Here is a 25,551-nt window from a genome sequence, read left to right as displayed (position 1 = left end):
CGTCGCCCCGCCCCCACACCCCCACCCCGCCGCCCCGGCGGCCGCGCGCACCACAACCCCCCCCCCCCCCCCCCCCCCTCCCCTCCTTCCCCCCCCCCCCCCCCCCCCCCCCCCCCCCCCCCACCCCCGGTACGTACGTGAACAGGGCGGCCGTCTCCTGACGGCCGCCCTGTCCGCGTGCACCGAACGCGTTCAACTCACCGTGTCCGGTGGGCTATTCGCGGGCCGCGCCCGCCGCCGCCGGGTTGGCGCGCAGCAGCGCGCGGGCCGGAAGGGCGGTGGAGAGCAGGCCGATGACCGTCGCGGCGCCCGCGAGGCCGAGAGCCGTGCCCGGCGGGATGTACGGGCTCGCGCCGGTCAGACCGCGGGCGATCGGGACGAGGGTGATCCACGCGATGGCACCGCCGATCAGCAACCCGGCCGCGGCGACCAGCAGCGCCTCCAGGCGGACCATGCCGAGCACCTGGCGGCGCGTGGTGCCCGCCAGCCGCAGCAGCGCGACCTCGCGGCGTCGGTCCAGCACCGTCATCACCAGCGTGTTCGCGGCGGCGACCGCGGCGAATCCGCCGAGGACGGCGGCCATGACGCTGTTCGCCCAGGCGTTCAACTCCAGCTCCTTGTCGGCCTGCTGGCGGTACCCGGCGCGGTCGGTGACCGTGAGCCCGGCGACGCCCAGCCGCGACAGGTCCCGCGCGACGGCCGTACGGTCCGCGCCGGGCGCGTCGTGCACCAGCACCTGCGTGTCGTACGCCGTCCGCGCGTGGTCGGCGACCGCCGTGCGCGGCATCAGCAACTGACCGATGCCCAGGCCGCGTTCGTACGTCGCCACGACCGTGGGCCGCACCCGGGTGCCGTCGCCGAGCCACAGCGGGATCCGGTCGCCGACCTTCACCTTCGCCGTACCGGCGAGCAGCGAATCCACGGCGACCGTCCGGCCGTCACCGGTCAGCGCGCTCAACGAGCCGGTCTTGAGGCCCAGTTGGAGGACGTCGGGCAGCTTGCCCGGGTCTCCGGAAACGCCCAGCAGGGACGCGGAGTTGAGCGAGCCGGAAGCCCGGTAGAGCGCGCCGCTGCGCAGGACGCCGACCGCGCCGTCCACGCCGGGCACCTTCGCGGCGCGCTGCGCGGTGTCGGCGGGCACCCCCGCGCCGGACGAGCCGAGCACCTGGTCGGCGACGACGCCGTCCTTGATCTGGTGGGCCGCCTCGTGCTTGAGCGAGCCCTGCATGCACAGGAGCGTGCCGCAGAAGGCGGTGACCAGCACGATCGGGGTGATCGCGGAGGCCAGCCTGCGGGCGTTGGCCCGGCTGTTGGCGGCGGCGAGCTGCGAGGCGGCGCCGCCCGCGCGCAGCGGCAGGCCGAGCAGCGCGGCGGCGGCCCAGGCCACGACGGGCCCGAGGAAGGCCACGCCGACCATGAAGCAGAAGACGATGCCGAGGGCGACGTTCGCGGCGTCCTCGCCCGTGGTGTGCGCGGCGACGGCGGCCAGGACGCAGCCGCCCGCGACGGCCGCCGCGCCGAGCACGGTCCTGATGACGCCGGGCCTGCGGCGCTCCACCGCGGCCTCGCCGAGCGCCTGGCTCGGCCGGGCCTTCGACGGGCGGCGGGCGGCCAGATATCCGGCGGCCAGCGCCGCGAGCAGGCCCGCGCCGACCGCGCTCACCATCGGGATCCAGCCGGTGCTGAGCGTCACCCCGGCCGGGACGGCGTCCCGGTGGACGAGCTGCCTCACCCACCAGCGGGCCAGCGCCACGCCGGGCAGGATGCCCGCGGCGCCCGCGATCGGCGCCACCAGCATCGCCTCGGTCGCCACGGTGCGGCGGATCTGCCGCGGGGTCGCGCCGACGGCGCGCAGCAGCGCGATCTCCCGGCCGCGCTGGCCGATCGCCAGCGCGACGGTGCCCATCACCACGAACACGGCCGTCGCCGTGGCGATCCCGCCGAACGAGGCGCCGATCGCCGTCAGCATCTCCTTGCCCTCGGCCAGCTCCGGGTGCTCGGCGAGACCGCGGCCGTCGCCGGTGCGCACCTTCGCCGGGTCGCCGGGGGCGCCCTTGACCGCGGCCTCCACCTGCCGGGCCAGCTCGTCCGTGCTCACGCCCTTGGCGGGCAGCACGGCGATGGCGTCGGTGCGGCCCGGGTGCCCCGACAGGCGGTCGGCGACGGGGTCGGCGAAGTAGGCCGAGGCGCCGGCCGAGGCGCTTGTTGTAGCGCTTGCCTTGGTGCCGTCTTTCGCGCCGGCGCCGGTGCTGGTCTCCGTGTCGGTCAGGCCCGAGACCTTGTACGTGGTCGCGCCCGTCGGGGCGGTCAGCGTGAGGGTGTCGCCGACGCCGACGTGCGCCGCCCGGGCGGTGGCCGCCGACAGGGCGACCTCGCCCGTACCAGGTGCCCGCCCCCGCACCACCGTGCTCGCGTCGATCGCGTGGGCCGACCAGTCGCGGCCGGTCAGCGGCGGCAGCGTCTTCGACTGCACCGGGAAGGCCGTGTCGGGTACGGCCGCCGACACGCCCGGCGCGCGGGCGATGCGGTCGGCGAGCGCCGTGTCCACGCGGGGCTGGTCCGGCAGCGACGCCGCGTCGCTGTCGGCGTCGTCGCCGTGCCCCGTGGTGATCCGCGCCGACGGGTCGGCCGCCACCACGACGGGCGTGGCCGCGTACCGCACCGGCTTCACATGCGCCGTGATCCCGGTCTGGAGCATGCTGCCGCACGCCGTGATGACGGCGGACGCGAACAGCAGCGCGACGAAGGTGCCCACGAAGGACGCGGGCCTGAAGCGCACGGAGGCGCGGGCCAGGCCGTTCATGCCGCCGCCCCCACCCGTCCCGCGCCGCGCCCGGTCTCGCGCTGGGTCTCGCGCTGGGTCAGCGCCACCATCCGGTCCGCGACCGCCGTCGGCTCGGGGTGCCACAGCTCGTCAGCGAACGAGCCGTCCGCCAGGAACAGCACGCGGTCCGCGTACGACGCCGCCACCGGGTCGTGCGTCACCATCACCACGGTCGCGCCGAGCCCGTTCACCGCGTGCCGCAGCAGCCCCAGCACCTCGCGGGCCGTCCCCGTGTCCAGCGCCCCCGTCGGCTCGTCCGCGAAGATCACGTCAGGCTCCGTGACCAGCGCCCGCGCGATGGCCACGCGCTGCTGCTGCCCGCCGGAGAGCTGGCCGGGGCGGCGCCTTCCGTGGCCTTCCAGGCCCACCTGGGCCAGCAGCTCCGCCACCCGGCGCCGGTCGGGGCGCTCGCCCGCCAGGCGCTGCGGGAGCTGGACGTTCTGCTGCACGGTCAGCGACGGCAGCAGATTGAACGACTGGAACACGAACCCGATGCGGCTGCGCCGCAGCTCCGTCAGCCGCTTCTCGCTCAGCGCGGTGATCTCCACCCCGCCCAGCAGCACCTGCCCGGCGCTCGGCTTGTCCAGTCCGGCCGCGCACTGGAGGAACGTGCTCTTCCCCGAGCCGGAGGGGCCCATCACCGCCGTGAAGCTGCCGCGGGGCAGCCCCAGATCGATGCCGCGCAGCGCGTGTACCGCGGCCTCGCCGCGGCCGTATGTGCGCCGCACTCCTCTCAGCTCCACCGCGTACGGCGCGTACGCCGCGTCCGCCGTGGCCGGCGTGCCTGTCGTTTCGGCGTCCGCCGCCTTCTGTGCCCGCTTGCGTTCGCGCCGCGACGCCATCTCTTTCCCCTCAGCTCAGTTCGCTTCCCGACCCTCTCGACGCTACGGAGCCGCGCTCTCCCGAACCATGGCGTCCCCTGGCGTCCCCATGGTGGGGACAACCCCCGTCCCGGCGTGACGGCTGCCGCCGTTGTCTTGTCTTTCCCACCCCGCCCACCCGTGCGGGTGTTTTCTTCGTCTGCGGGTGCCGCCTGTGCCTGGGTCGGTGCCGGTCCGGGGCACCTCCTCGAAATGCGGCTACCTGGTCGTGGGTATCCAGTGCCCTTCTTGTCACCGCATTTCTGCGGGGGCACCCCGGCCCGTCCCCTCCCGGTACGTCGGCGTCCGCCCGCCGGTGGGGGTGGTGGAGGGGGGTGGGTGGGCTCGGGTACGTCGGCGTCCGCCTGCCCGTGGGGGTGCCGGGGCGGGGGTGGGTGGGCTCGGGTGCGTCGGCGTCCGCCTGGCCGTGGGGGGTGGGTGGGCTCGGGTGCGTCGGTGGGGGCCAAGGGGCTGCTGGCGGCTGGGGGCTGGGGGGCGTTGGTGATCGTTGGCAGGGTCGGGTGGAATGGGGGGTGTTGATCACTCTCATGCGATGGGCGAGGAGCTGGCGTGGCCCGATGGATGGTCCTGATAAGTCCGGTCGGCGGTTCGCCTCACGGGCCCTATCGGGTTGACACCCTCACCGAGTTCGAGGCCAGCCATGAGGAAGCGCCGGGCGTCTTCCTCAACCTGGTGAACACCTTCGACCGCGATGTCCGCAAACCCCGGCGCAGGCAGGCGTTCAAGTGCTCCGAGCGGACGTACGTTCTCCGCGTCGAGGGCTACATGAAGCAATTCGAGTACCGCTTCGAGCTTGCCGAACTTGTAGCCGACACCGCTGCCTCAGACCTTCCCGACACCATCCAATAGCCCACCCCCGTTCCCCGCCACCACAGCGGAGAGACCACCGCGGGCTTCACCCCCCACTACCTCCCTCCCCCGGCCACCCCCACCGGACCGCCGGACGTCGACGTACCTACGCCCACCCCACCCCCCGGCCACCCCCACCGGCAGGCGGACGCCGACGTACCGGGAGGGGACGGGGCGGGGTGCCCCCGCAGAAATGCGGTGACGGGGAGGGTGCCGGATACACGGGAGCAGGTAGCCGCATTTCGAGGAGGTGCCCCGGACCGGCACCGACCCAGGCACAAGCGGCACCCGCAGACGACAAAGCACCCGCACGGGTGGGCGGGGCGGGAAAAGACAAAGCCCTGGCGGCGAGCCGTGGAACGGAAACGTGCCGTGCGAGGATGGGCGTCTCATCTGACGAGAAGGAGTGGGCCACCGTGCCTGGTACGAACCTCACGCGTGAGGAGGCGCAGGAGCGTGCGCGCCTGCTCACCGTGGACGCTTATGACATCGAGCTGGACCTGCGCGGCGCCCAGGAGGGCGGCACCTTCCGGTCGGTGACCACCGTACGGTTCGAGGCCGCCGAGGCGGGAGCGGAAACGTTCATCGACCTGGTCGCCCCCCTCGTGCACGAGGTGGTGCTCAACGGCGAGCCCCTGGACGCGGCAGCCGCGTTCAAGGACTCGCGGATCGCGCTGCCCGGCCTGCGCTCCGGCGAGAACGAGCTGCGGGTCGTCGCGGACTGCGCGTACACCAACACCGGCGAGGGCCTGCACCGGTTCGTCGACCCGGTCGACAAGCAAGCATATTTGTACACGCAGTTCGAAGTACCGGACGCCCGCCGCGTCTTCGCCAGCTTCGAGCAGCCGGATCTGAAGGCGAGCTTCGCCTTCACGGTCCAGGCCCCGGCCGGCTGGACGGTGATCTCGAACTCCCCGACGCCCGAGCCCCCGGCGGACGGCGTGTGGGTGTTCGCGCCGACCCCGCGCATCTCGTCGTACATCACGGCCCTGATCGTCGGCCCGTACGCGTCGGTGCACAGCAGTTGGGAGGGGAACGGCCGCAGCGTGCCGCTGGGCATCTACTGCCGTCCCTCGCTGGCGGAGTACCTGGACGCCGAGGCGATCTTCGAGGTCACCCGGCAGGGCTTCGACTGGTTCGAGGAGAAGTTCGCGTACGCGTACCCCTTCCCGAAGTACGACCAGCTCTTCGTGCCGGAGTTCAACGCGGGCGCGATGGAGAACGCGGGCGCGGTGACGATCCGCGACCAGTACGTGTTCCGGTCGAAGGTCACGGACGCCGCGTACGAGACGCGGGCCGAGACGATCCTGCACGAGCTGGCGCACATGTGGTTCGGCGACCTGGTCACCATGGAGTGGTGGAACGACCTGTGGCTGAACGAGTCGTTCGCCACGTACACCTCGATCGCCTGCCAGGCGTACGCGCCGGGCTCGAAGTGGCCGCACTCGTGGACGAGTTTCGCCAACTCGATGAAGACGTGGGCGTACCGGCAGGACCAACTGCCGTCCACGCACCCGATCATGGCGGAGATCAACGACCTGGACGACGTGCTGGTCAACTTCGACGGCATCACGTACGCCAAGGGCGCCTCGGTGCTGAAGCAGCTCGTGGCGTACGTGGGCGAGGACGAGTTCTTCGCGGGCGTGCAGGCGTACTTCAAGCGGCACGCGTGGGGCAACACGCGGCTGGCGGATCTGCTCGGCGCGCTGGAGGAGACCTCGGGGCGCGACCTGAAGACCTGGTCGAAGGCGTGGCTGGAGACGGCGGGCATCAATGTGCTGCGGCCGGAGGTGACGGTGGCCGAGGACGGTACGGTTGCCTCGCTCGCGGTACGGCAGGAGGCCCCGGCGCTGCCCGTCGGCGCGAAGGGCGAGGCCGTGCTGCGCCCGCACCGGATCGCGGTCGGCGCGTACGACCTGGTGGACGGCAAGCTGGTACGGACCCAGCGCGTCGAGCTGGACGTCGTTGGCGAGTCGACGCAGGTGCCGTTCCCCGCGGGGACGCCGCGCCCGGCCGTCATCCTGCTCAACGACGACGACCTGTCGTACGCGAAGGTGCGGCTGGACGAGCAGTCGCTGGCCGTGGTCCGCGACCACGTCGGGGACTTCACGGAGTCGCTGCCGCGCGCGCTGGTGTGGGCGTCGGCCTGGGACATGACGCGGGACGGCGAACTGGCCGCCCGTGACTACCTGGAGCTGGTGCTACAGGGCATCGGCAAGGAGACCGACATCGGTGTGGTGCAGTCGCTGCACCGGCAGGCGAAGCTGGCGCTCGACCTGTACGCCGACCCGGCCTGGCGCGACACGGGCCTGGCGCGGTGGACCGAGGCGGCGCTGGAGCACCTGCGGACGGCGGCGCCGGGCAGCGACCACCAGCTCGCCTGGGCACGCGCGTTCACCCTCGCGGCCCGCACCGACGCCCAACTGGACGTACTGGCCGGGCTGTTGGACGGCACGGTGACGTACGAGGGACTGGCCGTCGACACGGATCTGCGGTGGGCGCTGCTGTCCCGGCTCGCGGCGACCGGCCGCGCGGACGAGAAGGCGATCGACGCGGAGCTGGCGCTCGACCCGACCTCGGCGGGCGAGCAGCACGCCGCGGCGGTACGGGCGGCGCGGCCGAGCGCCGAGGTCAAGGCGGCGGTCTGGGCCTCTGTCGTGGAGGACGACAAGCTGCCGAACGCCGTGCAGGAGGCGGTGATCGGCGGCTTCGTGCAGACCGACCAGCGCGAGCTGCTGGCGCCGTACACCGAGCGGTACTTCGCGACGGTGAAGGACGTGTGGGACTCGCGCAGCCACGAGATGGCCCAGCAGATCGTGGTCGGCCTCTACCCGGCCCTCCAGGTCTCGCAGGCCACCCTGGACGCCACCGACGCCTGGCTGGCGTCGGCCGATCCGGCCCCGGCGCTGCGTCGCCTGGTCGTGGAGTCCCGCTCCAGCGTGGAGCGTTCGCTGCGCGCCCAGGCTGCCGACGCCGCCGCCGCCGGCTGACCGTCCGGCCTTCTTGCCACCGGGGCCCCGGACCGCCTTCGCGGTCCGGGGCCCCGGTGCGGCTGCCGCCCTCCTGCGGGTCACCACCCGCCCCGGCGGGGCAGTTCGCTTGTCGCCGGACCACCCGCCGGTGGGGGCTTGTCGCGCAGTTCCCCGCGCCCCTAAAAGCCAGGCCCTGCGCAAGGTGAACCCACAGGGGCCGCGCCCCGAAAGACCACGTCCCGCGCAAGGTGAACCCATGGCTAGGCCGCGAGGGCCGGGGCCGTGGGCGTCGGGCAGGGAGGCACTGGGCAAGGGGGCGCCGGGAGGGGGGCGAGGCGGACCGCGGCAGCGGGAAGTCGGGGCTCGAGGCGGAGGAGAAGGGCGGCGGCGCAGAGCGCCGTGAGGGTGAGCAGGGCCCAGGGAAGCCGGGAGTCGGCGGCGAAGAGGGCCGTGAAGAGGGAAGGGGCGAGGGTCGCGGCCAGGGACCAGGAGAGCTGGTAGGTGGCCATGTAGCGCCCGCGCAGAGCCTCGGGGGCGGCGGCGACGGCGAGCGCGCTGGAGGACGGATTGTGCACCAGTTCGGCGACCGTGTAGAGCGCCACCAGCGCGAACACCCCACCGGCGACGGCCCATCCGGCTTGCGGCCGTACCGTGCCGAACACCCCGAGCCCCACGAAGGCGGCGGCGAAGATCACCGCGCCGAGCGCGGCGGACCGGGTGCGGCGGGCGCCGCGCCCGCGGACGCGCCGGGCGACGTGGACGCCGCCGACGGCGCACAGCACGGTGTTGACGGTGAAGGCCGCGCCGGTCAGCGACTGCGGGCCGTTCAGGGTGCCCGCGATGAAGAGCGGGAAGAGCACGGCGAGGGCCGAATAGCCCAGCGCGGTGAGGAAGTTGGCGGCGGTGAGGCCGAGGAAGGCCCGGTCGGCGAGGACGAGCCGGTAACCGGCGGCGGGCCGCTCGGCCGTCGCGGAACCGTCCGGCACCCGCGAGGCGCGGATACTCCGTATCAGCAGGGCGGCGACGCCGAAGCTCAGCGCGTTGAGCCAAGCGGCAGCGGTGAAGCCGCGGTCACCGGCGACGGTGATGACCAGCGAGGCGAGCAGCGCCCCGGCGCCGAGCCCGGCGTTGCGCAGGGCGCGGGCGGCGGCCTGGAGGCGGTCGCGGTCGAGGCCGCTTGCGACCTCGCCGATGTACGCCTGCTGGACGGCGGGGAAGGCGCGGTCGCCGAAAGCGGTGCCGAGGGCCACGACAGCGAAGGCGGGCAGCGAGGTCGCGAAGGGATAGAGCGCGAATCCGGCGCCGCGCACCCCGTAGAGCAGAAGTTGGACGCGGCGGGCGCCGTAACGGTCGACGGCGGTCCCGGCGAGCGGCAGGGCGCCCATGCCGATGAGTCCGACGACGGTCAGGACGGCGCCGACCACGGCGAAGGAGAGCCCGGTGATGTGGTGGAAGAAGACCAGGCTGAAGGGGATGTACATCCCGGAGCCGACCGAGTCGACGCCCATCGCCCCGAGCAGGGCCCGCTCCCCCGGAATCCGGGCGGCGGCGGGTCGTGCGGTGGTGGCTCGCGTACGCGGCAGCGACATGGTGAAGCTCCCCGATCCCGGTTCCGGTTCCGAACGAAGGCCGACCGGTCAGGTCGACAGAAGATAGCTTAGCACTAAGCTACTTACTTGTAAGCTACTTTCTTGCCGTCGAGCGACCCCGCCCCGATACTGAGGCCATGACTCAGGAACCCCTCGACGTCGTCGACGCCATCACCGGTCAGTGGAAGTCCGAGCGCCCGGACCTCGACACGCTCCCGATGGCCGTCTTCGGCCGGATCTACCGGATCGCGCGCCTGATGGGCGACCGGATGGAGAAGGAGTACCAGCGGTACGGCATCGGCCGCGGCGAGTTCGACGTGCTGGCGACGCTGCGCCGCTCCGGCGAGCCGTACACCCTCTCGCCCCGGCAGCTCTCGGCCGCCCTGATGCTCACCACCGGCGGGATGACCGGCCGGCTGGACAAGCTGGAGCGGGCCGGGCTGCTGGACCGCGCGCCCGATCCGAACGACCGCCGCGGCCTGCGCGTCTCCCTCACCGAGAAGGGGCTGCGGGTGATCGACCAGGCGGTCGGCGCCGGGCTCGCCCTCCAGAAGGCGACGCTCGACGCCGTCGAACCGGCGCAGGCGGAACAGCTCGCCGACCTGCTGCGGCTGCTGCTGGCCGCGTCGGCGGAACCGGGCGCCCGGCGCTGAGACCCGCCACCCCCAAACCCGCCACGCGCGGACCCGTCACGCGCGGACCCGCCACCCGCGGACCCGCCACCCGCGGACCCGTCACGCGCCCGCGCGCCCGACGCCGCGCGGGCAGCACAAAGCCCCCTGGCGCGCCGGGAAGTCCGGCGCCGAGGGGGCGAAGGGGCCCGAGGGCCGAGTGCGCGGCTACTGCTTCGGGTGCTCCTGCTCCTTGCGGGTCTTGTCGGTCACCATGACCAGACCCGCGATGACCCCGAACAGGACGAGCGGGGCGAGCACGAACAGGCTGAGCGTCTCGATGACGCTCAGGCCGGAACCCGGGTCGTCGCCGTCGTCGCGGGCGAGCGCGAACGCCGGGGTCGACATGAGCAGCATGAGCGTCGTACCGGCGGTGATGACTCCGGCGCGCACGGCCTTCTTGGTGAGCTTCTTGTCCACGCCCTCAATGTAGTGAAGCCCCTCACGGGCCGCGCGCCCGGGGTGTCCTTACGGGTGTTCCGGGCCTTCCGGGTGTTCCGCCGCCCCGGCCCCGGCCACGACGGCCGGCCCGCTCCCGGCCTCGTCGGCCGCCCCGGCCCCGGCCCCGGCGGTCGCCGCGCTCCCGGCCGCCGCCGCGACCGCCGTGTCCCCCGCCTCCGCCATCGCCTGCCGTACGTCGTCCACGAGCGCGTACAGCCGCGGCGAGACGGCGATCCGGTCCAGGGTGAGCGGGGTGCCGTCGGCGTCGGCGACGGGCAGCCGCCAGTTCGGGTACTGGTCCCAGGTGCCGGGCAGATTCTGCGGGCGGCGGTCGCCGACCGTGTCCGGCAGCCAGATGCCGACCATGCTCGCGGGCGTACGCGCCAGGAAGCGGTGAACGGCCTTCACCACCGCCTCCTCGTCGACCGCGCCCTCCGGCAGCAGCCCGAGCCGGCCGAGCAGCGCCAGCCACTCCGCGACCTCGGCGGCGTCGGCCGCCTCCTCCTCCGCGAGCGGGCGGGTCAGCAGCCCGAGCCGGTGCCGCAGCTCGACGTGTTCGCCGGTGAGCCGGGCCGCCGTGCTCGGCAGGTCGTGGGTGGTGACGGTCGCCAGGCACGACTCGCGCCACGCCTCGGGCATCAGCGGACGGCCGTCGCCGCCCTCGGGCCCGGTCCCCTCGTAATCGCGTTCGAACCACATCACCGAGGTGCCGAGGATGCCGCGGCCCGCCAACTCCTCGCGTACGCCGGGCTCGACGGTGCCCAGGTCCTCGCCGATCACCACCGCGCCCGCGCGGTGCGCCTCCAGGGCCAGCAGGCCGAGCATCGCCTCCGCGTCGTAGCGGACGTAGGCGCCCTCGGTCGGCGGGCGGCCCTCCGGCACCCACCAGAGCCGGAACAGCCCCATGACGTGGTCGATCCGCAGGCCGCCCGCGTGCCGCAGCATCCGCGCGATGAGGTCGCGGTACGGCGCGTAGCCGGTCGCGGCCAGCGCGTCGGGGCGCCAGGGCGGCAGACCCCAGTCCTGGCCGCGGGAGTTGAAGGCGTCGGGCGGTGCGCCCACCGACATGCCCGTGGCCAGGACGTGCTGCATGGACCAGGCGTCGGAACCGGCGGGGTGCACGCCCACGGCCAGGTCGTGCACGACGCCGATGGTCATGCCCGCGTCCCGCGCGGACCGCTGCGCGGCGCCGAGTTGGGCGTCGGTCAGCCAGCTCAGCCAGCAGTGGAAGTCGACCCGGTCCATGTGCTCGCTGCGGGCCCGCGCGACCTGCGGCGAACGCGGGTCGCGCAGCCCCGCGGGCCACTTGTGCCAGTCGGCGCCGTGCAGTTCGGCCAGGGTGGACCAGGTGGCGTGGTCGTCGAGGGCCTGGCCCTGCTCGGCGAGGAAGTCGACGTAGGCGGCGCGGCGGCCGGGGCTCAGCGGCACCTCGCGCAGCAGCTCCAGGGCCTCGGCCTTCAGCGCCCAGACCGCGTCCCGGTCGATGAGCGCGTCCTTGAGCAGCACGGTGTCACGCAGCGCGGCGGCCCTGCGGGACAGCGCGTCGGCCTTCTCCCTGGCCTCGCCGGACAGGTACGCGTACTCCGGCACCTCCTCGATCCGCAGGTACACCGGGTCGGGGAAGCGGCGGGAGGACGGGCGGTACGGGGAGGGGTCGGTGGGCGGGCCGGGGACGGCCGCGTGCAGCGGGTTGATCTGGACGAATCCGGCGCCCAGCGTCCGTCCCGACCAGGCGGCGAGGTCGGCGAGGTCACCGAGGTCGCCCATGCCCCAGGAGCGCTGCGAGAGCGTGGAGTAGAGCTGCGCCATGAAGCCGAAGGCGCGTCCCGTCGGGCCCGCCAGCCGCTCGGGCGCCACGATCAGGTCGCCTCTGGAGGTACGTCCGTCGGCGGTGGCCGCGCGCAGCGCGTACCGCCCCGGCGGGGGCGTCACGGCGGGGTCCAGCGCCTCGCCCGTCTCGGTCTCGACGGTGAGCCGGGTGTCCTCGGGCAGTGCGCGCAGCGCCTGCGCGAGTGTGCCGCGGCCCGATCTGAGCACCGTGCACGGCGGGAGCAGCCGGTTGGCCCGGCGCGTCTCGTACGCCGTGAGGGCGGACTTGACCGCGCTGGGCGTCGAGGCGTCCACGCCGAGCGCCGCGAGGACGGCGACGACCGTCTCCTCCGGCACCGGGACCTCCCGCCCGGGTGCCGGCCGGTACGTCACGTCCACGCCATAGAGCCCGGCAAGCCGCACCCGGTCCATCGGGCCTCCGCATTCGTCAGTCAAGGGGTTGATCGGTCGGTCACGCGTCCTCGCTCGCACGGGTTTGTCCCGGGAGCCGCACTGACCCCTACCCCGACGCCGCGCGCTGTACCCGGAGGCGCGCCGCGCCGCTCGTTCGAGGGGAGTTCCGGAAGGCGGCCCGCGGCCCGTCCGCGACGCGCCGAAAGGGCCGCCCGTGGCCCTCCCGCCCCCTGCCTGCGGCGGAAGGCGGCGGAAGGCGGCGGCGAGGCGACCGGGAGGCGGACGGAATCCGGCGGCAAAGCGGAGGAAACTCCAGCCACATTGACACCGCACCGCGAGGAGTGATGGGCTCGACGTCCGTCGTCGGTGCAGCACTCCGCAAGGAGGAACCGTGCAGGCCCTCCGGAGGAGTTCCGCCGCAGCCATCGCGGCCACGTTCATCGGCGGCTGGCTGGCCCAGTCGCCCGCCGCGACCGCCGCTCCCGCGCCGCCGAGCACACCGCCCGCCGGGACCAGGACGGACACCGCGGCCTCCCCGCGGCCCCCGGCGGTGTGGCCGCGCCCTCAGAGTCTGCGCGCGCAGGGGCAGTTCGCGCGCGTGACGAGGACGGTGACGCTGGTCGCGGGCACGGACGCCGACCCGTACGCGCTCGATGTGATCGAGGACGCGCTGCGCGGCGCGGGCGCCCAGGAGATCCGCAGGTCGGACACGCCGGGGTCCGGGCTGACCGTCTACGCGGGCGACGCGGCGCAGCCCCGGCTGACCGCGCTCAAGGCCCCCGAGCAGGACGACTTGGCGTCCGGCGGCTACCGGCTCGCGGTGGACGGCGGCACGGTGGCGCTGGCCGGAGCGGGCGAGGACGGCCTGTTCCACGCGGCGCAGACGCTGCGTCAGCTCGTCACCGGCGACAGCGGCGGCGAGCGCGGCTTCGCGGGCGTGGTCGTACGCGACTGGCCGACGGCGGCGGTGCGCGGGGTGACCGAGGGGTACTACGGCGTGCCGTGGACGCAGTACCAGCGGCTGTCGCAACTGGACTTCCTGGCCAGGACCAAGCAGAACCGCTATCTGTACGCGCCGGGCGACGACCCGTACCGGCAGGCGCAGTGGCGCGACCCCTATCCGGCGGCCCGGCGCGCGGACTTCAGGGCGCTGGCGGAGCGGGCGACGCGGGACCATGTGACGCTGGCGTGGGCGGTGGCCCCCGGACAGGCGATGTGCTTCTCGTCGAAGTCCGACCAGCGGGCGCTGGAGCGGAAGCTGGACGCGATGTGGGCGCTGGGCGTGCGGGCGTTCCAATTGCAGTTCCAGGACGTGAGCTACAGCGAGTGGCACTGCGGCGCGGACGCGCGGGAGTTCGGCTCGGGGCCCGACGCGGCGGCGCGCGCCCAGGCGAAGGTCGCCAACGTGGTGGCCGCGTATCTGGCGCGGCGCTACGGCAGCGCCGATCTGTCGCTGCTGCCCACGGAGTACTACCAGGACGGCACGACCCCGTACCGCACGGCGCTGGCGAAGGCGCTGAGCCCGGACGTGACGGTCGCCTGGACCGGTGTCGGGGTGCTGCCCGCGCGGATCACCGGCACCCAAGTGGCGGACGCAGCCGCCGCGTTGAAGCACCCGCTGGTGACGGTGGACAACTACCCGGTGAACGACTTCGCGCCGGGCAGGCTCTTCCTCGGCCCGTACACCGGCCGTCAGCCCGCGGTGGCGACGGTCTCGGCGGGGGTGCTGGCGAGCGCGATGCAGCAGCCCGCCGCGTCCCGTATCCCGCTGTTCACGGCGGCGGACTTCGCCTGGAATCCGCGCGGTTACGACCCGGCGGCCTCCTGGCAGGCGGCGATCGACGACCTGGCGGGGCCGGATCAGGCGGCCCGTGCGGCGCTGCGCGCGCTGGCGGGGAACGAGGCGTCGTCGGCGCTCGGCGGCGACGAGTCGGCGTATCTGCGCCCGCTGACCAAGGAGTTCTGGGCCGCGCTGGACTCCGGCGACCGCGCCCGGCTGACGGCGGCGGCGGCCCGGCTGCGGTCGGCCTTCACCGTGATGAGCGGCGCGCCGCACGCCCTGCGCGGGCTCGCCGACGGCACCTTCGGCGCCGAGGTGCGGCCGTGGCTGGACCGGCTGTCGGCGTACGGGACGGCGGGCGGGCACGCGGTCGACATGCTGGTGGCGCAGGCGGCGGGCGACGGCGCGGCGGCCTGGAAGGCCCGGCAGTCGCTGGACCGCGGCCGGGCGGCGCTGACGCAGGGCACGGCGAAGGTCGGCGAGGACGTGCTCGACGGCTTCCTGTCGCGGGCGGTCGACGACGGCGACGCCTGGTCGGGGCTGCGCGCGGACGGCAGGACCGCGACGGCCACGCTCGCCTCGGGGCGCGGCACCGACCCGTCGGCGATGGTGGACGGCAAGAATTCCACGGCGTGGTCGAGCAACGCTCCCCCGCAGCCCGACGACTCCTTCGGGGTCGATCTCGGGACGGCCAAGCAGGTCGGCTCGGTGCGGATCGCGATGGGCGACGGCAGCGGCTCCGACGACTTCCTGCACGACGCGGTCCTCGAACTGTCCGCGGACGACGGCACCGGCTGGCACCGGGTCGGCGAGTACCACGACCAGGCGGTGATCTCGGCGACGCTCCCCGCGGGCACCCGCGCCCGCCAGGTGCGGCTGCGCGCGAGCGACGGGCAGTCGGGGGCGGTGACGGTGCGGGAGTTCACCGTGTCGGTGAGCGGCGAGGTGGCTCCGACGGCCAGCGGTCCCGACGACGCGTCGGCCGTGGTGGACGGCGACCTCTCCACCTCGACCGCCGCGGATTCCGACGCGGGTGCGCTGACGGTGGACTTCGGCGGCGCGCGGCTGCTGGACAGCGTGACGATCGCCGCGTCCGGTGCGCGTACGGGGTCGGGTGCCCCCGCCGCCGCGGCCGATCCGGCGCCGGGGCCGATGGCGGGTTCCCCCTTCGGCCCGCATCCGATCGCCGTACGGGACACGGGCCCGCCCACCCGCACGGCCACCGGCCGGGTGACCAAGGCGCCCGCGGCCGTGGAGGTGCACACCCCGGGCGGCGGCTGGCAGCGGATCGGCAGCCTGACCGCGGACTGGACGGAGCTGCCCGCGGGGGTCGTCGCCGACGCGGTACGGCTGTCGGACGGCGCCGGGGTGCACGAGGTGGTGCCGTGGTTCGCCGGGGCGCCGCGGGTCACGTTCGACCACCCGGAGGTGGACGCCGAGATCGGCGGCTCCGCCGTCCCGGTGACGGCGTCGGTGGCCTCGGGGCTGCCGCGCGACGAGAAGGCGGCGGTCTCGGTGGCCGCACTGAAGGGCGGGGCGACGGCGACCGCGCCCGCGTCGGTCCCGCTGCGGCGGGGCGCGGCGGGAGCGGTGCCGCTGAGCGTGTCGGTGCCCGCGGGTACGGCGCCCGGCACGTACAGCCTGCCGGTGCGGATCACCGTGGCGGGCCGCACCGTGGAGCGGCGGATCACCGTACGGGCGCGGGTGCGGACCGCGGGGCCCGATCTGCTGCGCGGCGGCGCGGCGACGTCCTCGGGTGACGAGACCCCGGACTTCCCGGCCTCAGCGGTGGCCGACGGCGATCCGGAGACCCGCTGGTCCTCGCCGGTGGACGACCACGCCTGGGTGCAGGTCGAGCTGGCGGCCCCGGCCCGGGTCGGCAGGGTCGTCCTGCACTGGCAGGACGCGTACGCGGCCGGATATCAGGTGCGGACCTCCGCCGATGGAGTGACCTGGCACACGGCGGCCACGGTGACCGACGGCGGCGGCGGAACCGAGACGGTGTGGCTCGACGCGCAGGACGGCACCCGGTACGTGCGGGTGCAGGGCGAGCGCCGGGCGACCAAATTCGGCTACTCGCTGTTCGGCGTCGAGGCGTACGCGGTGGCGGACTGATCGCGGTGACGGGGTGCCACGGAGTGACCCGTTTCGGTCACTGCGTGGCACCCCCGGCCCGTCACGGACCGCCGCGCCGCGCCGGACGTGCTCCCGGTTGCCGTACAGCGCCCGAGACGCACGAAAGCCCGGATCTCAGGCTGATATGCCGTCGATCCGGGCCAGGGCGTCGTCCGCGCCGAACGGTTGCAGGTATGGCAACCAGCGCGGGTCCCTATGTCCGGTCCCGATGATCCGCCAGGCGAGCCCGGACGGCGGGGCGGGTTGATGACGCAGCCGCCAGCCGAGTTCCGCCACATGGCGGTCGGCCTTCACGTGATTGCAGCGTCTGCACGCGGCCACCACGTTCTCCCAGGCGTGCTGGCCGCCCCGGCTGCGCGGAATGACGTGGTCGACGCTGGTGGCGGCGGCTCCGCAATACGCGCACTTGCCGCCGTCGCGGGCGAACAGCGCCCTACGGGTCAGCGGCACGGTGCCCCGAAAGGGGACTCGCACGAATTTGGTGAGCTTCACGACACTGGGCGCGGGCAGCGCCTGTGTCTCACTGTGCAGATAGGCGCCGGATTCCTCGAGGCAGACGGCCTTGTTGTTGAGCACGAGGACAAGCGCACGGCGGAGCGGTACGACGCCGAGCGGCTCGTACGACGCGTTCAGGACCAGGACATGCGGCACGGATGCCTCCTTTAACGCCGGCGGCGCGTGGCTCGCGCCGGGACGATCTGGCCTAAGTCTCTCCGGAAGGCGGCCCATGGCGCCACCATGCCCGGGTAACGGACCGAGGGTGTTTTGCAGCACACCTGTGTTCATCCCCACGATCGTGGCCTGCCCCTCCTCCCGCACGGCAACGAGACGGCATCGGTCGTCCCGTTAGTGTGGAGGCTTGTTTCCCACCGGAGGTTCCGCAGTGCCCACCGCGACGTCCACCGCCGCCGCCGTACCGTCCCGCCTGTTCCCGCTCGCCGCCGGAGACCGTGATTCGTCGGTCTACCGGGCCGGCGGCTGGATACAGGAGAACTGGGCGAGCTGGCTGAGCGCGGGGCTGCGCATTTTGTTGATCGTCGCCATCGCGATCGTGCTGCGCTCGGTGGTGCGGCGGACGATCAGCAGACTCATCGACCGGATGAACCGGGGCGCGGAGGCCGCGGCCTCCACCGCGCTGGGCGGCCTGCTGGTCAACGCGGAGCGGCGCAAGCAGCGCAGCGAGGCGATCGGCTCGGTGCTGCGCAGTGTGGCGTCCTTCCTGATCCTGGGCACGGCCGCGCTGACCGTGCTGTCGGTGCTCAAGATCAATCTGGCGCCGCTGCTGGCCAGCGCCGGGGTCGCCGGGGTCGCGATCGGCTTCGGCGCGCGCAATCTGGTGACGGACTTCCTGTCCGGCGTCTTCATGATCCTGGAGGACCAGTACGGCGTCGGCGACGTGATCGACGCGGGGGTGGCCAGCGGCACCGTCATAGAGGTGGGCCTGCGGGTCACCAAGCTGCGCGGTGACAACGGCGAGATCTGGTACGTGCGCAACGGCGAGGTCAAGCGGATCGGCAACCTCAGCCAGGGCTGGGCGACGGCCGTGGTGGACGTGCAGGTCGGCGCGGGCGAGGACCTGGAGCGGGCGCGCCAGGTGATCGCGGCCACCGGCGAGGACATGGGCAAGGAGGACCCCTGGGACGAGATGCTCTGGGAGCCCGTACGGGTCCTCGGCCTGGAGTCGGTCGGCACGGACTTCGTGGTGATCCAGACGCACGCCAAGACGATGCCGGGGCGGGCCACCGATGTCGCCCGTGAGCTGCGCTGGCGGATCAAGCGGGCGTTCGACGAGGCGGGCATCGTGATCTCCGGCGGCACGCCGACGGTGGAGGTCACCGAGGCGACGGTGCCCGAGGGCGCGTCGGAGGTGGCCGAGATGCGGCGGCAGACCGCCGTGGAGGACGCGCGCCCCGCGGCGCCCGTGCCGCCGCCCGCCTCCGGCGAGCGCTGACCCCCGGCACCTGTCGCTTTGCCGAAGCCCCTGGCACCCTGATGGCGCCGGGGGCTTCGTTCATAACGACTTGGCCGTCCTGCCGTCGACCCCCCTTGACGCTCCGCCAATGGCGGGCCTACCTTTCGTTTTGCCAATAGGAAACTTTCCTAACAGTGAACTGAGGGAGGATGGCGCGCATGGCTGGCACCCCTGGAACGCCGCGCGTACTGCGCGCCATGAACGACCGCGCCGCACTCGACCTCCTGCTGGAGCACGGCACGCTCTCCCGTACCCGGATCGGCAAGCTGACCGGACTGTCCAAGCCCACCGCGTCGCAGCTGCTGGCGCGCCTGGAGGCGGCGGGGCTGGTCCAGGCCACCGGCACCACGGCGGGCCGCCCCGGCCCCAACGCCCAGCTCTACTCGGTCAATCCGGCCGCCGCGTACGTGGCGGGACTCGATGTCAACTCCGAGCGGATCAGGGCCGCGGTCGCCGACATCACCGGCCGTACCGTCGGCACCTTCAAGCTGCTCACCCCGCGCCGCCGCACCGCGGGCAACGCGGTGGAGCAGGTCGTGCAGGCGGTGGACGGCGCGGCCAAGGCCGCCGGGCTGAACCGCTCCGACCTGCACCGGATCGTCATAGGCACGCCCGGCGCCTTCGACCCCAGCACCGGACGGCTGCGCTACGCCAGCCACCTGCCCGGCTGGCACGCCCCCGCGCTGCTGGACGAGCTGGCCGCCGCGCTGCCGATGCCGCTGGAGTACGACAACGACGTCAATCTCGCCGCCGTCGCCGAACAGCGGATCGGCGCCGCCCGCGAGCACGACGACTTCGTGCTGCTGTGGAACGAGGAGGGCATCGGCGCCGCCATCGTCATCGGCGGCCGGCTGCACCGCGGCTGGACCGGCGGCGCGGGCGAGGTCGGCTTCCTGCCGGTGCCCGGCACCCCGCTGGTCCGCAACGTCACCAAGGCCAACAACGGCGGCTTCCAGGAACTCGCGGGCTGCAACGCCGTGTTGCGGCTGGCCAGGGAACTGGGCATCGACGTCCCGGCCGGCACCCAGCAGGACGCCGCCGCCGAACTGCTCGCCGAGGCCGCGCTGCGGCACACCGCGAGCGAGGAGACCGGCGCCGACAGCGGCCCGTACGGCGAACTGCTCGCCCGGTTCGCCACCGGCACCGCCATCGGTCTGGCCTCGCTGGTCGCCGTGCTCGACCCGGCGATGATCGTGCTGTCGGGCGATGTGACCGTGGCGGGCGGCGAACCGCTGCGCGCCCTGGTCCAGGCCGAACTCGCCGAACTGGCCGTACCCCGGCCGCATCTGGTGCTCGGCACGGTCCAGGACCACCCCGTACTGAGCGGGGCGCTGGAGAGCGCGCTCGCCACCACCCGCGACGAGGTGTTCGACACCTCGCGCTGACCTCGCCCCGATAACGGACCCCGCCACCCCGAACCGCCCGAGCCAGAGCCAGAACCGCCACAGCCAGAACCCGCCACAGCCAGAACCACCAGAGCCCAGAACCCGCGTACCCCGCAGATCCAGCGGACCGGCACACCCCGCCGCTCCGGTGGTCCCGCACACCCTCAACACGCCCTCAACAGGCCCTCAGCACACCCTCGACCAGTCCTTGAAAGCAGTACTTGAAAGGCCCGCAAGGCCCGAAGATCCCCCGGAGGAAGCGCAGTGTCCCGTCTGACGAAGGCAGCCGCCGCCGTAGCGGCCACCGCCGCGATATCGCTGCTCGCGAGCGCATGTACCGGCCAGAGTTCCGGCTCGGCCGACGACGACGCCAGCAAGGACGTCTCCATCACGTTCTGGCACGGCTGGACCGCGCCCAACGAGCTGAAGGCCATCAACGACAACGTCGCCCGGTTCGAGAAGGCCCACCCCAACATCCACGTCAAGGTGCAGGGCAACATCACCGACGACAAGATCAACCAGGCGCTGCGCGCGGGCGGTTCGAAGGCCCCCGACGTCGTCTCCTCCTTCACCACCGACAACGTCGGCCAGTTCTGCTCCTCCGGCTCGATGGCCGACCTCGGCCCGTTCCTGACGAAGTCGAAGATCGACCCGGCCGCCACGTTCCCCAAGCCGATGCTGGAGTACACCCAGTTCAACGGGACCCGCTGCACGCTGCCGCTGCTCGGTGACGCGTACGGGCTGTACTACAACAAGAAGGCGTTCGCCGCCGCCGGGATCAGCGCGCCGCCCAAGACCATGAGCGAGTTCAAGGCCGACGCGATCAAGCTGACGAAGTCCAAGGGCGACTCGTACAGCCAGCTCGGCTTCATGCCGAACTTCCACGGCTACGAGTCCACCACCACGCACCTGGCCGCGCAGTGGGGTGTGAAGTACTTCGACGCGAGCGGCAAGTCCCAGGTGGCCAAGGACCCCGGGTTCGCGAAGATGTTCGGCTGGCAGCAGGACATGGTCAAGTCGCTGGGCGGCTTCGGCAAGCTGGAGAAGTACCGCAACACCTTCGGTGACGAATTCGGCGCGAAGAACCCGCTGCTGACCGGCCAGGTCGCGATGGGCATGGACGGCGAGTGGCGGCTGGGCATGGCCAAGGACGCCGGGATGAACGACCTCGGCGTGGCGCCCTTCCCGGTCCCCGACGACCAGGCGAGCACGTACGGCAAGGGCTACCTGTCCGGCACGATCATCGGCATCGCCAACACCAGCACGAAGAAGAACGCGGCCTGGGAGCTGGTGAAGTTCATGACCACCGACACCGACGCGGTCGTCTCCTTCGCCAACGCGATCCACAACGTGCCCTCCACGCTGGCCGCGCTGAAGTCGCCGAAGCTCGACGCCGACCCCGGCTTCAAGACCTTCATCGACATCGCGCAGAACCCGAACAGCACCACCACCCCGCCGAGCATCAACGGCGGCGCGTACCAGCTCACGCTCCAGGACTTCGGCTACGCCTACGAGTCCGGCAAGTCCAAGGACCTTGAGCAGGGTCTCCAGGGTGTCGACGCGCAGGTCGACAAGGACATCGCGCAGGCCAAGTGATGACCGCCGCCCTCCATCCCCTGCTGAAGGCCAAGCGCCGCAAGTCGGCGCTGCGCACCCTGGCCTTCCTGTCCCCCTGGATCATCGGGTTCAGCGTCTTCTTCGTGTACCCGCTGGTCTCCACCGTCTACTTCTCGTTCATGAAGTACAACGGCATCAACGCGCCGACCTGGGTGGGCGGCAAGAACTGGTCGTACGTCTTCTCGGACTACCCGTTCTTCTGGCCCGCGCTGCGCAACACGCTGTGGCTGGTCGTCGTGATGGTGACGCTGCGGGTGCTGTTCGGACTCGGCATCGGCCTGCTCATCACGAAGATCAAGACGGGCGCGGGCTTCTTCCGTACGGCGTTCTACCTGCCGTACCTGGCCCCGCCGGTCGCCGCGACGATGGCGTTCGTCTTCCTGCTCAACCCCGGTACGGGACCGGTCAACCACCTGCTGGGCGACTTCGGTCTGCCCACCCCGGGCTGGTTCACCGATCCGCACTGGTCCAAGCCCGCGCTGACCATGCTGGCCGTGTGGGGCATCGGCGACCTGATGGTGATCTTCATGGCCGCGCTGCTCGACGTGCCCAAGGAGCAGTACGAGGCGGCGGAGCTGGACGGCGCGGGCCCCTGGCACCGCTTCCGGTTCGTAACGCTGCCGAACATCTCGCCGATCGTGATGTTCGCGGTGGTCACCGGTGTCATCCAGACCATGCAGTACTACACACAGCCGCTGGTCGCGGGGAAGGTCGCGAGCGGGGTGATCGGCAACTCCGGCCAGCAGGTGGAGCCCGGCTACCCCGACAAGTCGACCCTCACCCTGCCGCAACTGGTCTACGAACGCGGCTTCCAGCGCTTCGACTACGGCTCGGCGTGCGTCATCGCCCTCGTGCTGTTCGTGCTCTCGATGGCGTTCACGGCGCTGCTGCTGCGCCGCCGCAACGGCTTCCTGTCGGCGGAGGACTGATCATGACCCAAGCGACCATCGCGCCCGGCGGCGCCGTCCGCGACCCCGCCGCGGGCCGCGGCCCCGACCTCCGCGCCCGGCGCAAGGCGCGCCGCAAGGAGACCCTGCACTGGATCGCCGTGCACTCGCTCGGCATCGCGGCGGCGGCCTTCTTCGTGCTGCCCTTCGTCTTCGTCTTCCTCACCGCGGTGATGAGCGACAACCAGGCGCTCACCCGCGACCTGTGGCCCGACCACTGGCAGTGGTCCAACTTCCGCACAGTGTGGGACACCCCGGGCTTCCTGACCTGGTGGCGCAACACGCTGGTGTACGCGGTCGGCGGCACCGTGCTGACCGTGGTGTCGTCCCTGCCGGTGGCGTACGCGCTCGCCAAGTTCCGCTTCCGCGGCCGTAATCTGGTCATGGTCCTGGTGATCTCGACGATGATGCTGCCGCCGCAGGTGGTCATCATCCCGATGTACCTGTTCTGGACCAAGCAGTTGGGGATGGACGGCAGCCTGTGGCCGCTGATCATCCCGATGGCCTTCGGTGACGCGTTCACCATCTTCCTGCTGCGGCAGTTCCTGCTGACGATCCCCAAGGAGTACACCGAGGCCGCCAAGGTCGACGGCTGCGGTGAGCTGCGCACGCTGCTCACCGTCATCGTCCCGATGATCAGGCCGGCCCTGGCCGCGGTGGCGCTCTTCCAGTTCTTCTACTGCTGGAACGACTACTTCGGGCCGCAGATCTACGCCAGCTCCAACCCCGGGGCCTGGACGCTCAGCTACGGACTGGAGTCCTTCAAGGGCGCACACCACACCAACTGGAATCTGACCATGGCGGCCACCGTTCTCGTGATGGCCCCGGTGATCGTGGTCTTCTTCTTCGCGCAAAAGGCCTTCATCGAAGGCGTGACCCTGACGGGAGTCAAGGGATGAAACTGGCAGTCGTGGGCGGCGGGTCCACGTACACCCCCGAACTCATCGACGGATTCGCGCGGTTGCGCGACACTCTGCCGATCGAGGAACTGGTGCTGGTCGACCCGGCCGCGGACCGCCTGGAGTTGGTCGGCGGGCTCGCCCGGCGGATCTTCGCCAAGCAGGGCCATCCGGGCACCATCACCACCACCGCCGACCTGGAGTCGGGGGTGGCCGGCGCGGACGCCGTGCTGCTCCAGCTCAGGATCGGCGGGCAGGCCGCGCGCAACCAGGACGAGACGTGGCCGCTCGAATGCGGCTGCGTCGGCCAGGAGACCACCGGCGCGGGCGGTCTCGCCAAGGCGCTGCGCACGGTCCCGGTGGTCCTCGACATCGCCGAGCGGGTGCGCAGGGTCGCGCCGCAGGCGTGGATCATCGACTTCACCAACCCGGTCGGCATCGTGACCCGGGCGCTGCTCCAGGCCGGGCACAAGGCCGTCGGACTGTGCAATGTGGCGATCGGCTTCCAGCGCAAATTCGCCAAGCTGCTGGACGTCTCGCCGGAGCAGGTGCACCTGGACCACGTCGGGCTCAACCACCTGACGTGGGAGCGCGGGGTGCGCCTGGGCGGGCCGCAGGGCGAGGACATGCTGCCCAAGCTGCTCGCGGAGCACGGCGACACGATCGCCGCCGACCTGCACCTGCCGCGCGAGATCGTGGACCGGCTCGGCGTCGTCCCCTCGTACTACCTGCGCTACTACTACGCGCACGACGAAGTGGTGCGCGAACTGCGGACCGCGCCGTCGCGGGCCTCCCAAGTGGCCGCGATGGAGAAGCAGTTGCTGGAGATGTACGGCGACCCGGCGCTGGACGAGAAGCCGGAGCTGCTGGCCAAGCGCGGCGGCGCCTTCTACTCGGAGGCCGCGGTGGCGCTGGCGTCCTCGCTGCTGCGCAACACCGGCGACGTCCAGGTGGTGAACACGTACAACAACGGCACGCTGCCGTTCCTCGCCGACGACGCCGTCATCGAGGTGCCCGCGGTGGTCGACGGGAACGGCACGAAGCCGCTGCCGGTCGCGCCGCTCGACCCGCTGTACGCGGGCCTGATCGCCAATGTCACGGCGTACGAGGACCTGGCGCTCGAGGCCGCGCTGCGCGGCGGCCGGGACCGGGTGTTCAAGGCGCTGCTGTCGCACCCGCTGATCGGCCAGTACGAGTACGCCGAGGCGCTCACCGACAGTCTCGTCGCGCACAACCGGGAGCACTTGGCGTGGGCGTGAGCCGGGAACCGCTCGTCCCCGGTGGCGTCCTCGCCATCGACGCGGGCAACAGCAAGACCGACGTGGCGCTGGTCGCCGCCGACGGAACGGTGCTCGGCGCCGCCCGCGGCGGCGGCTTCCAGCCGCCGGTCGTCGGCGTCGGGGCAGCCGTCGACGCCCTCGCGCGCATCGTGGAGCGCGCGGCGGCCGACGCGGGCCTGCGGCGTGCCGCGGACGGTTCCGACAGCGCCGATACGGGGACGCCTCTGGTGGAGCACACCTCGGCCTGTCTGGCCAACGCGGACCTGCCGGTCGAGGAGCAGCAGCTCGAAGCGGCGGTGCACGGGCGCGGCTGGGCGAGGTCGACGCGCGTCGCCAACGACACCTTCGCGATCCTGCGGGCGGGCGTGGACGCGCCCCGCGGGGTGGCGGTGGTGTGCGGCGCGGGCATCAACTGCGTGGGCATGCTGCCGGACGGCAGGACGGCCCGTTTCCCGGCGATCGGCAAGATCTCCGGGGACTGGGGCGGCGGTTCGGGTCTCGCCGAGGAGGCCCTGTTCCACGCCGCCCGCGCCGAGGACGGCCGGGGCGGACCGACGGCGCTGGCGGCCACACTGCCCGCGCACTTCGGACTGCCCACGATGTACGCGCTGATCGAGGCGCTGCACCTGGAAACGATTCCGGCGGCCCGCAAGTACGAGCTGACGCCCGTGCTGTTCGCGACCTCCGACGCGGGGGACGCGGTCGCCCGCTCGATACTCGACCAGCAGGCCGACGAGATCGTGGCCCTGGCCACGGTGGCGCTGGCCAGACTCGACCTGCTGGACGAGGAGGCCGACGTGGTGCTGGGCGGCGGGGTCATGGCGGCCAGGAATCCGTATCTCATGGACGCCCTGACCGAACGGCTCACCGCCCGCGCCCCCAAGGCCCGGCCGCACGTCGTGACGGCGCCGCCCGTCCTCGGCGCGGCCCTGCTGGGTCTGGACCACCTGGCGGCCCCGCCGCGGTCCCACGCGGCACTGCGGGCCCACTACGCGTAACGCCTCACACCGCCCTGTTCGGTTCCCGGTCACCCGGGAACCGAACAGGGCGTTGACGCGTGTGGGGGGTTAGGGGAGCAGGCAAGG

At 72.8% G+C, this 25,551-nt stretch carries 17 protein-coding genes; 11 read left to right on the top strand and 6 right to left on the bottom strand.

Annotated elements, in window-relative coordinates; all coding sequences use genetic code 11:
* Positions 1 to 214: 214 nt before the first annotated feature.
* Positions 215 to 2,803: an ABC transporter permease gene (locus ACZ4EF_RS16105; RefSeq protein WP_467504952.1), complete on the bottom strand. Its 2,589-nt coding sequence runs from the start codon at positions 2,801 to 2,803 to the stop codon at positions 215 to 217.
* Positions 2,800 to 3,666, bottom strand: a complete 867-nt coding sequence (locus tag ACZ4EF_RS16100) for an ABC transporter ATP-binding protein (protein ID WP_467504950.1) — start codon at positions 3,664 to 3,666, stop codon at positions 2,800 to 2,802. The genes ACZ4EF_RS16105 and ACZ4EF_RS16100 overlap by 4 nt, the downstream gene beginning before the upstream one ends.
* 588 nt (positions 3,667 to 4,254) lie before the next feature.
* Between ACZ4EF_RS16100 and ACZ4EF_RS16095 the strand changes: the two genes are divergently transcribed.
* Together ACZ4EF_RS16095 and pepN are read left to right on the top strand one after the other, a co-directional pair.
* Positions 4,255 to 4,554, top strand: a complete 300-nt coding sequence (locus ACZ4EF_RS16095; protein ID WP_467504948.1) for a hypothetical protein — start codon at positions 4,255 to 4,257, stop codon at positions 4,552 to 4,554.
* Between the two features lie 416 nt (positions 4,555 to 4,970).
* Positions 4,971 to 7,544 (top strand): aminopeptidase N, encoded by a 2,574-nt coding sequence (pepN, locus tag ACZ4EF_RS16090; protein ID WP_355337183.1) that lies wholly within the window; start codon positions 4,971 to 4,973, stop codon positions 7,542 to 7,544.
* A gap of 242 nt (positions 7,545 to 7,786) precedes the next feature.
* On the opposite strand, the gene ACZ4EF_RS16085 is transcribed toward pepN, so the two are convergent.
* Positions 7,787 to 9,115, bottom strand: coding sequence for an MFS transporter (locus ACZ4EF_RS16085; RefSeq protein ID WP_467504946.1), 1,329 nt, complete (start codon positions 9,113 to 9,115; stop codon positions 7,787 to 7,789).
* Between the two features lie 137 nt (positions 9,116 to 9,252).
* On the opposite strand from ACZ4EF_RS16085, the gene ACZ4EF_RS16080 reads away from it, so the two are divergent.
* On the top strand, positions 9,253 to 9,768 hold the full coding sequence (locus tag ACZ4EF_RS16080; RefSeq protein WP_355337179.1) for a MarR family winged helix-turn-helix transcriptional regulator: 516 nt from the start codon (positions 9,253 to 9,255) through the stop codon (positions 9,766 to 9,768).
* Between the two features lie 186 nt (positions 9,769 to 9,954).
* Here ACZ4EF_RS16080 and ACZ4EF_RS16075 read toward each other — a convergent pair whose 3' ends face one another.
* Positions 9,955 to 10,206 carry a hypothetical protein gene (locus ACZ4EF_RS16075; protein ID WP_188282296.1) on the bottom strand — a complete coding sequence of 84 codons (252 nt, stop codon included), beginning with the start codon at positions 10,204 to 10,206 and terminating at the stop codon, positions 9,955 to 9,957.
* Between the two features lie 48 nt (positions 10,207 to 10,254).
* Complete coding sequence (malQ, locus tag ACZ4EF_RS16070) at positions 10,255 to 12,468, bottom strand: 4-alpha-glucanotransferase (RefSeq protein ID WP_467504944.1); 2,214 nt, start codon at positions 12,466 to 12,468, stop codon at positions 10,255 to 10,257.
* Between the two features lie 373 nt (positions 12,469 to 12,841).
* On the opposite strand from malQ, the gene ACZ4EF_RS16065 reads away from it, so the two are divergent.
* On the top strand, positions 12,842 to 16,345 hold the full coding sequence (locus ACZ4EF_RS16065; protein ID WP_467504942.1) for a beta-N-acetylglucosaminidase domain-containing protein: 3,504 nt from the start codon (positions 12,842 to 12,844) through the stop codon (positions 16,343 to 16,345).
* Positions 16,346 to 16,480: 135 nt separating this feature from the next.
* Here ACZ4EF_RS16065 and ACZ4EF_RS16060 read toward each other — a convergent pair whose 3' ends face one another.
* The gene (locus ACZ4EF_RS16060) at positions 16,481 to 17,017 is read right to left on the bottom strand and encodes an HNH endonuclease (protein WP_075016193.1); all 537 of its coding nucleotides are present in this window, start codon (positions 17,015 to 17,017) and stop codon (positions 16,481 to 16,483) included.
* A gap of 232 nt (positions 17,018 to 17,249) precedes the next feature.
* Between ACZ4EF_RS16060 and ACZ4EF_RS16055 the strand changes: the two genes are divergently transcribed.
* From ACZ4EF_RS16055 to ACZ4EF_RS16025, 7 genes are all read left to right on the top strand, one after another.
* Positions 17,250 to 18,317 (top strand): mechanosensitive ion channel family protein, encoded by a 1,068-nt coding sequence (locus tag ACZ4EF_RS16055; protein WP_391046747.1) that lies wholly within the window; start codon positions 17,250 to 17,252, stop codon positions 18,315 to 18,317.
* Between the two features lie 170 nt (positions 18,318 to 18,487).
* Entirely contained in the window at positions 18,488 to 19,723 is a 1,236-nt protein-coding gene (locus ACZ4EF_RS16050; protein ID WP_355337173.1) for an ROK family transcriptional regulator, read from the top strand.
* A gap of 264 nt (positions 19,724 to 19,987) precedes the next feature.
* Positions 19,988 to 21,319 carry an ABC transporter substrate-binding protein gene (locus ACZ4EF_RS16045; RefSeq protein WP_391160396.1) on the top strand — a complete coding sequence of 444 codons (1,332 nt, stop codon included), beginning with the start codon at positions 19,988 to 19,990 and terminating at the stop codon, positions 21,317 to 21,319.
* Positions 21,319 to 22,269: a carbohydrate ABC transporter permease gene (locus ACZ4EF_RS16040; protein WP_355337169.1), complete on the top strand. Its 951-nt coding sequence runs from the start codon at positions 21,319 to 21,321 to the stop codon at positions 22,267 to 22,269. The genes ACZ4EF_RS16045 and ACZ4EF_RS16040 overlap by 1 nt, the downstream gene beginning before the upstream one ends.
* A gap of 2 nt (positions 22,270 to 22,271) precedes the next feature.
* Complete coding sequence (locus ACZ4EF_RS16035; RefSeq protein ID WP_391160398.1) at positions 22,272 to 23,186, top strand: carbohydrate ABC transporter permease; 915 nt, start codon at positions 22,272 to 22,274, stop codon at positions 23,184 to 23,186.
* A complete protein-coding gene (locus ACZ4EF_RS16030) occupies positions 23,183 to 24,445 on the top strand; it encodes a 6-phospho-beta-glucosidase (RefSeq protein WP_467504938.1) in 1,263 nt (420 codons plus the stop codon). Before ACZ4EF_RS16035 ends, ACZ4EF_RS16030 begins: the two co-directional genes overlap by 4 nt.
* The gene (locus ACZ4EF_RS16025; protein ID WP_355337163.1) at positions 24,442 to 25,464 is read left to right on the top strand and encodes an N-acetylglucosamine kinase; all 1,023 of its coding nucleotides are present in this window, start codon (positions 24,442 to 24,444) and stop codon (positions 25,462 to 25,464) included. Before ACZ4EF_RS16030 ends, ACZ4EF_RS16025 begins: the two co-directional genes overlap by 4 nt.
* Positions 25,465 to 25,551 lie beyond the last annotated feature (87 nt).

The organism is Streptomyces sp. NPDC025721, from assembly GCF_055558595.1.
Note: the sequence above shows the minus strand (reverse complement) of the source record. Positions and strands in the feature narration are given on the sequence as shown.

What these genes read in the sequence shown, in the direction of transcription:
- malQ (WP_467504944.1), bottom strand. Translation starts at nt 12,468, where the DNA reads ATGGACCGGGTGCGGCTTGCCGGGCTCTATGGCGTGGACGTGACGTAC.
- ACZ4EF_RS16050 (WP_355337173.1), top strand. Translation starts at nt 18,488, where the DNA reads ATGGCGCGCATGGCTGGCACCCCTGGAACGCCGCGCGTACTGCGCGCC.
- ACZ4EF_RS16040 (WP_355337169.1), top strand. Translation starts at nt 21,319, where the DNA reads ATGACCGCCGCCCTCCATCCCCTGCTGAAGGCCAAGCGCCGCAAGTCG.
- ACZ4EF_RS16100 (WP_467504950.1), bottom strand. Translation starts at nt 3,666, where the DNA reads ATGGCGTCGCGGCGCGAACGCAAGCGGGCACAGAAGGCGGCGGACGCC.
- ACZ4EF_RS16035 (WP_391160398.1), top strand. Translation starts at nt 22,272, where the DNA reads ATGACCCAAGCGACCATCGCGCCCGGCGGCGCCGTCCGCGACCCCGCC.
- ACZ4EF_RS16105 (WP_467504952.1), bottom strand. Translation starts at nt 2,803, where the DNA reads ATGAACGGCCTGGCCCGCGCCTCCGTGCGCTTCAGGCCCGCGTCCTTC.
- ACZ4EF_RS16085 (WP_467504946.1), bottom strand. Translation starts at nt 9,115, where the DNA reads ATGTCGCTGCCGCGTACGCGAGCCACCACCGCACGACCCGCCGCCGCC.
- ACZ4EF_RS16080 (WP_355337179.1), top strand. Translation starts at nt 9,253, where the DNA reads ATGACTCAGGAACCCCTCGACGTCGTCGACGCCATCACCGGTCAGTGG.
- ACZ4EF_RS16030 (WP_467504938.1), top strand. Translation starts at nt 23,183, where the DNA reads ATGAAACTGGCAGTCGTGGGCGGCGGGTCCACGTACACCCCCGAACTC.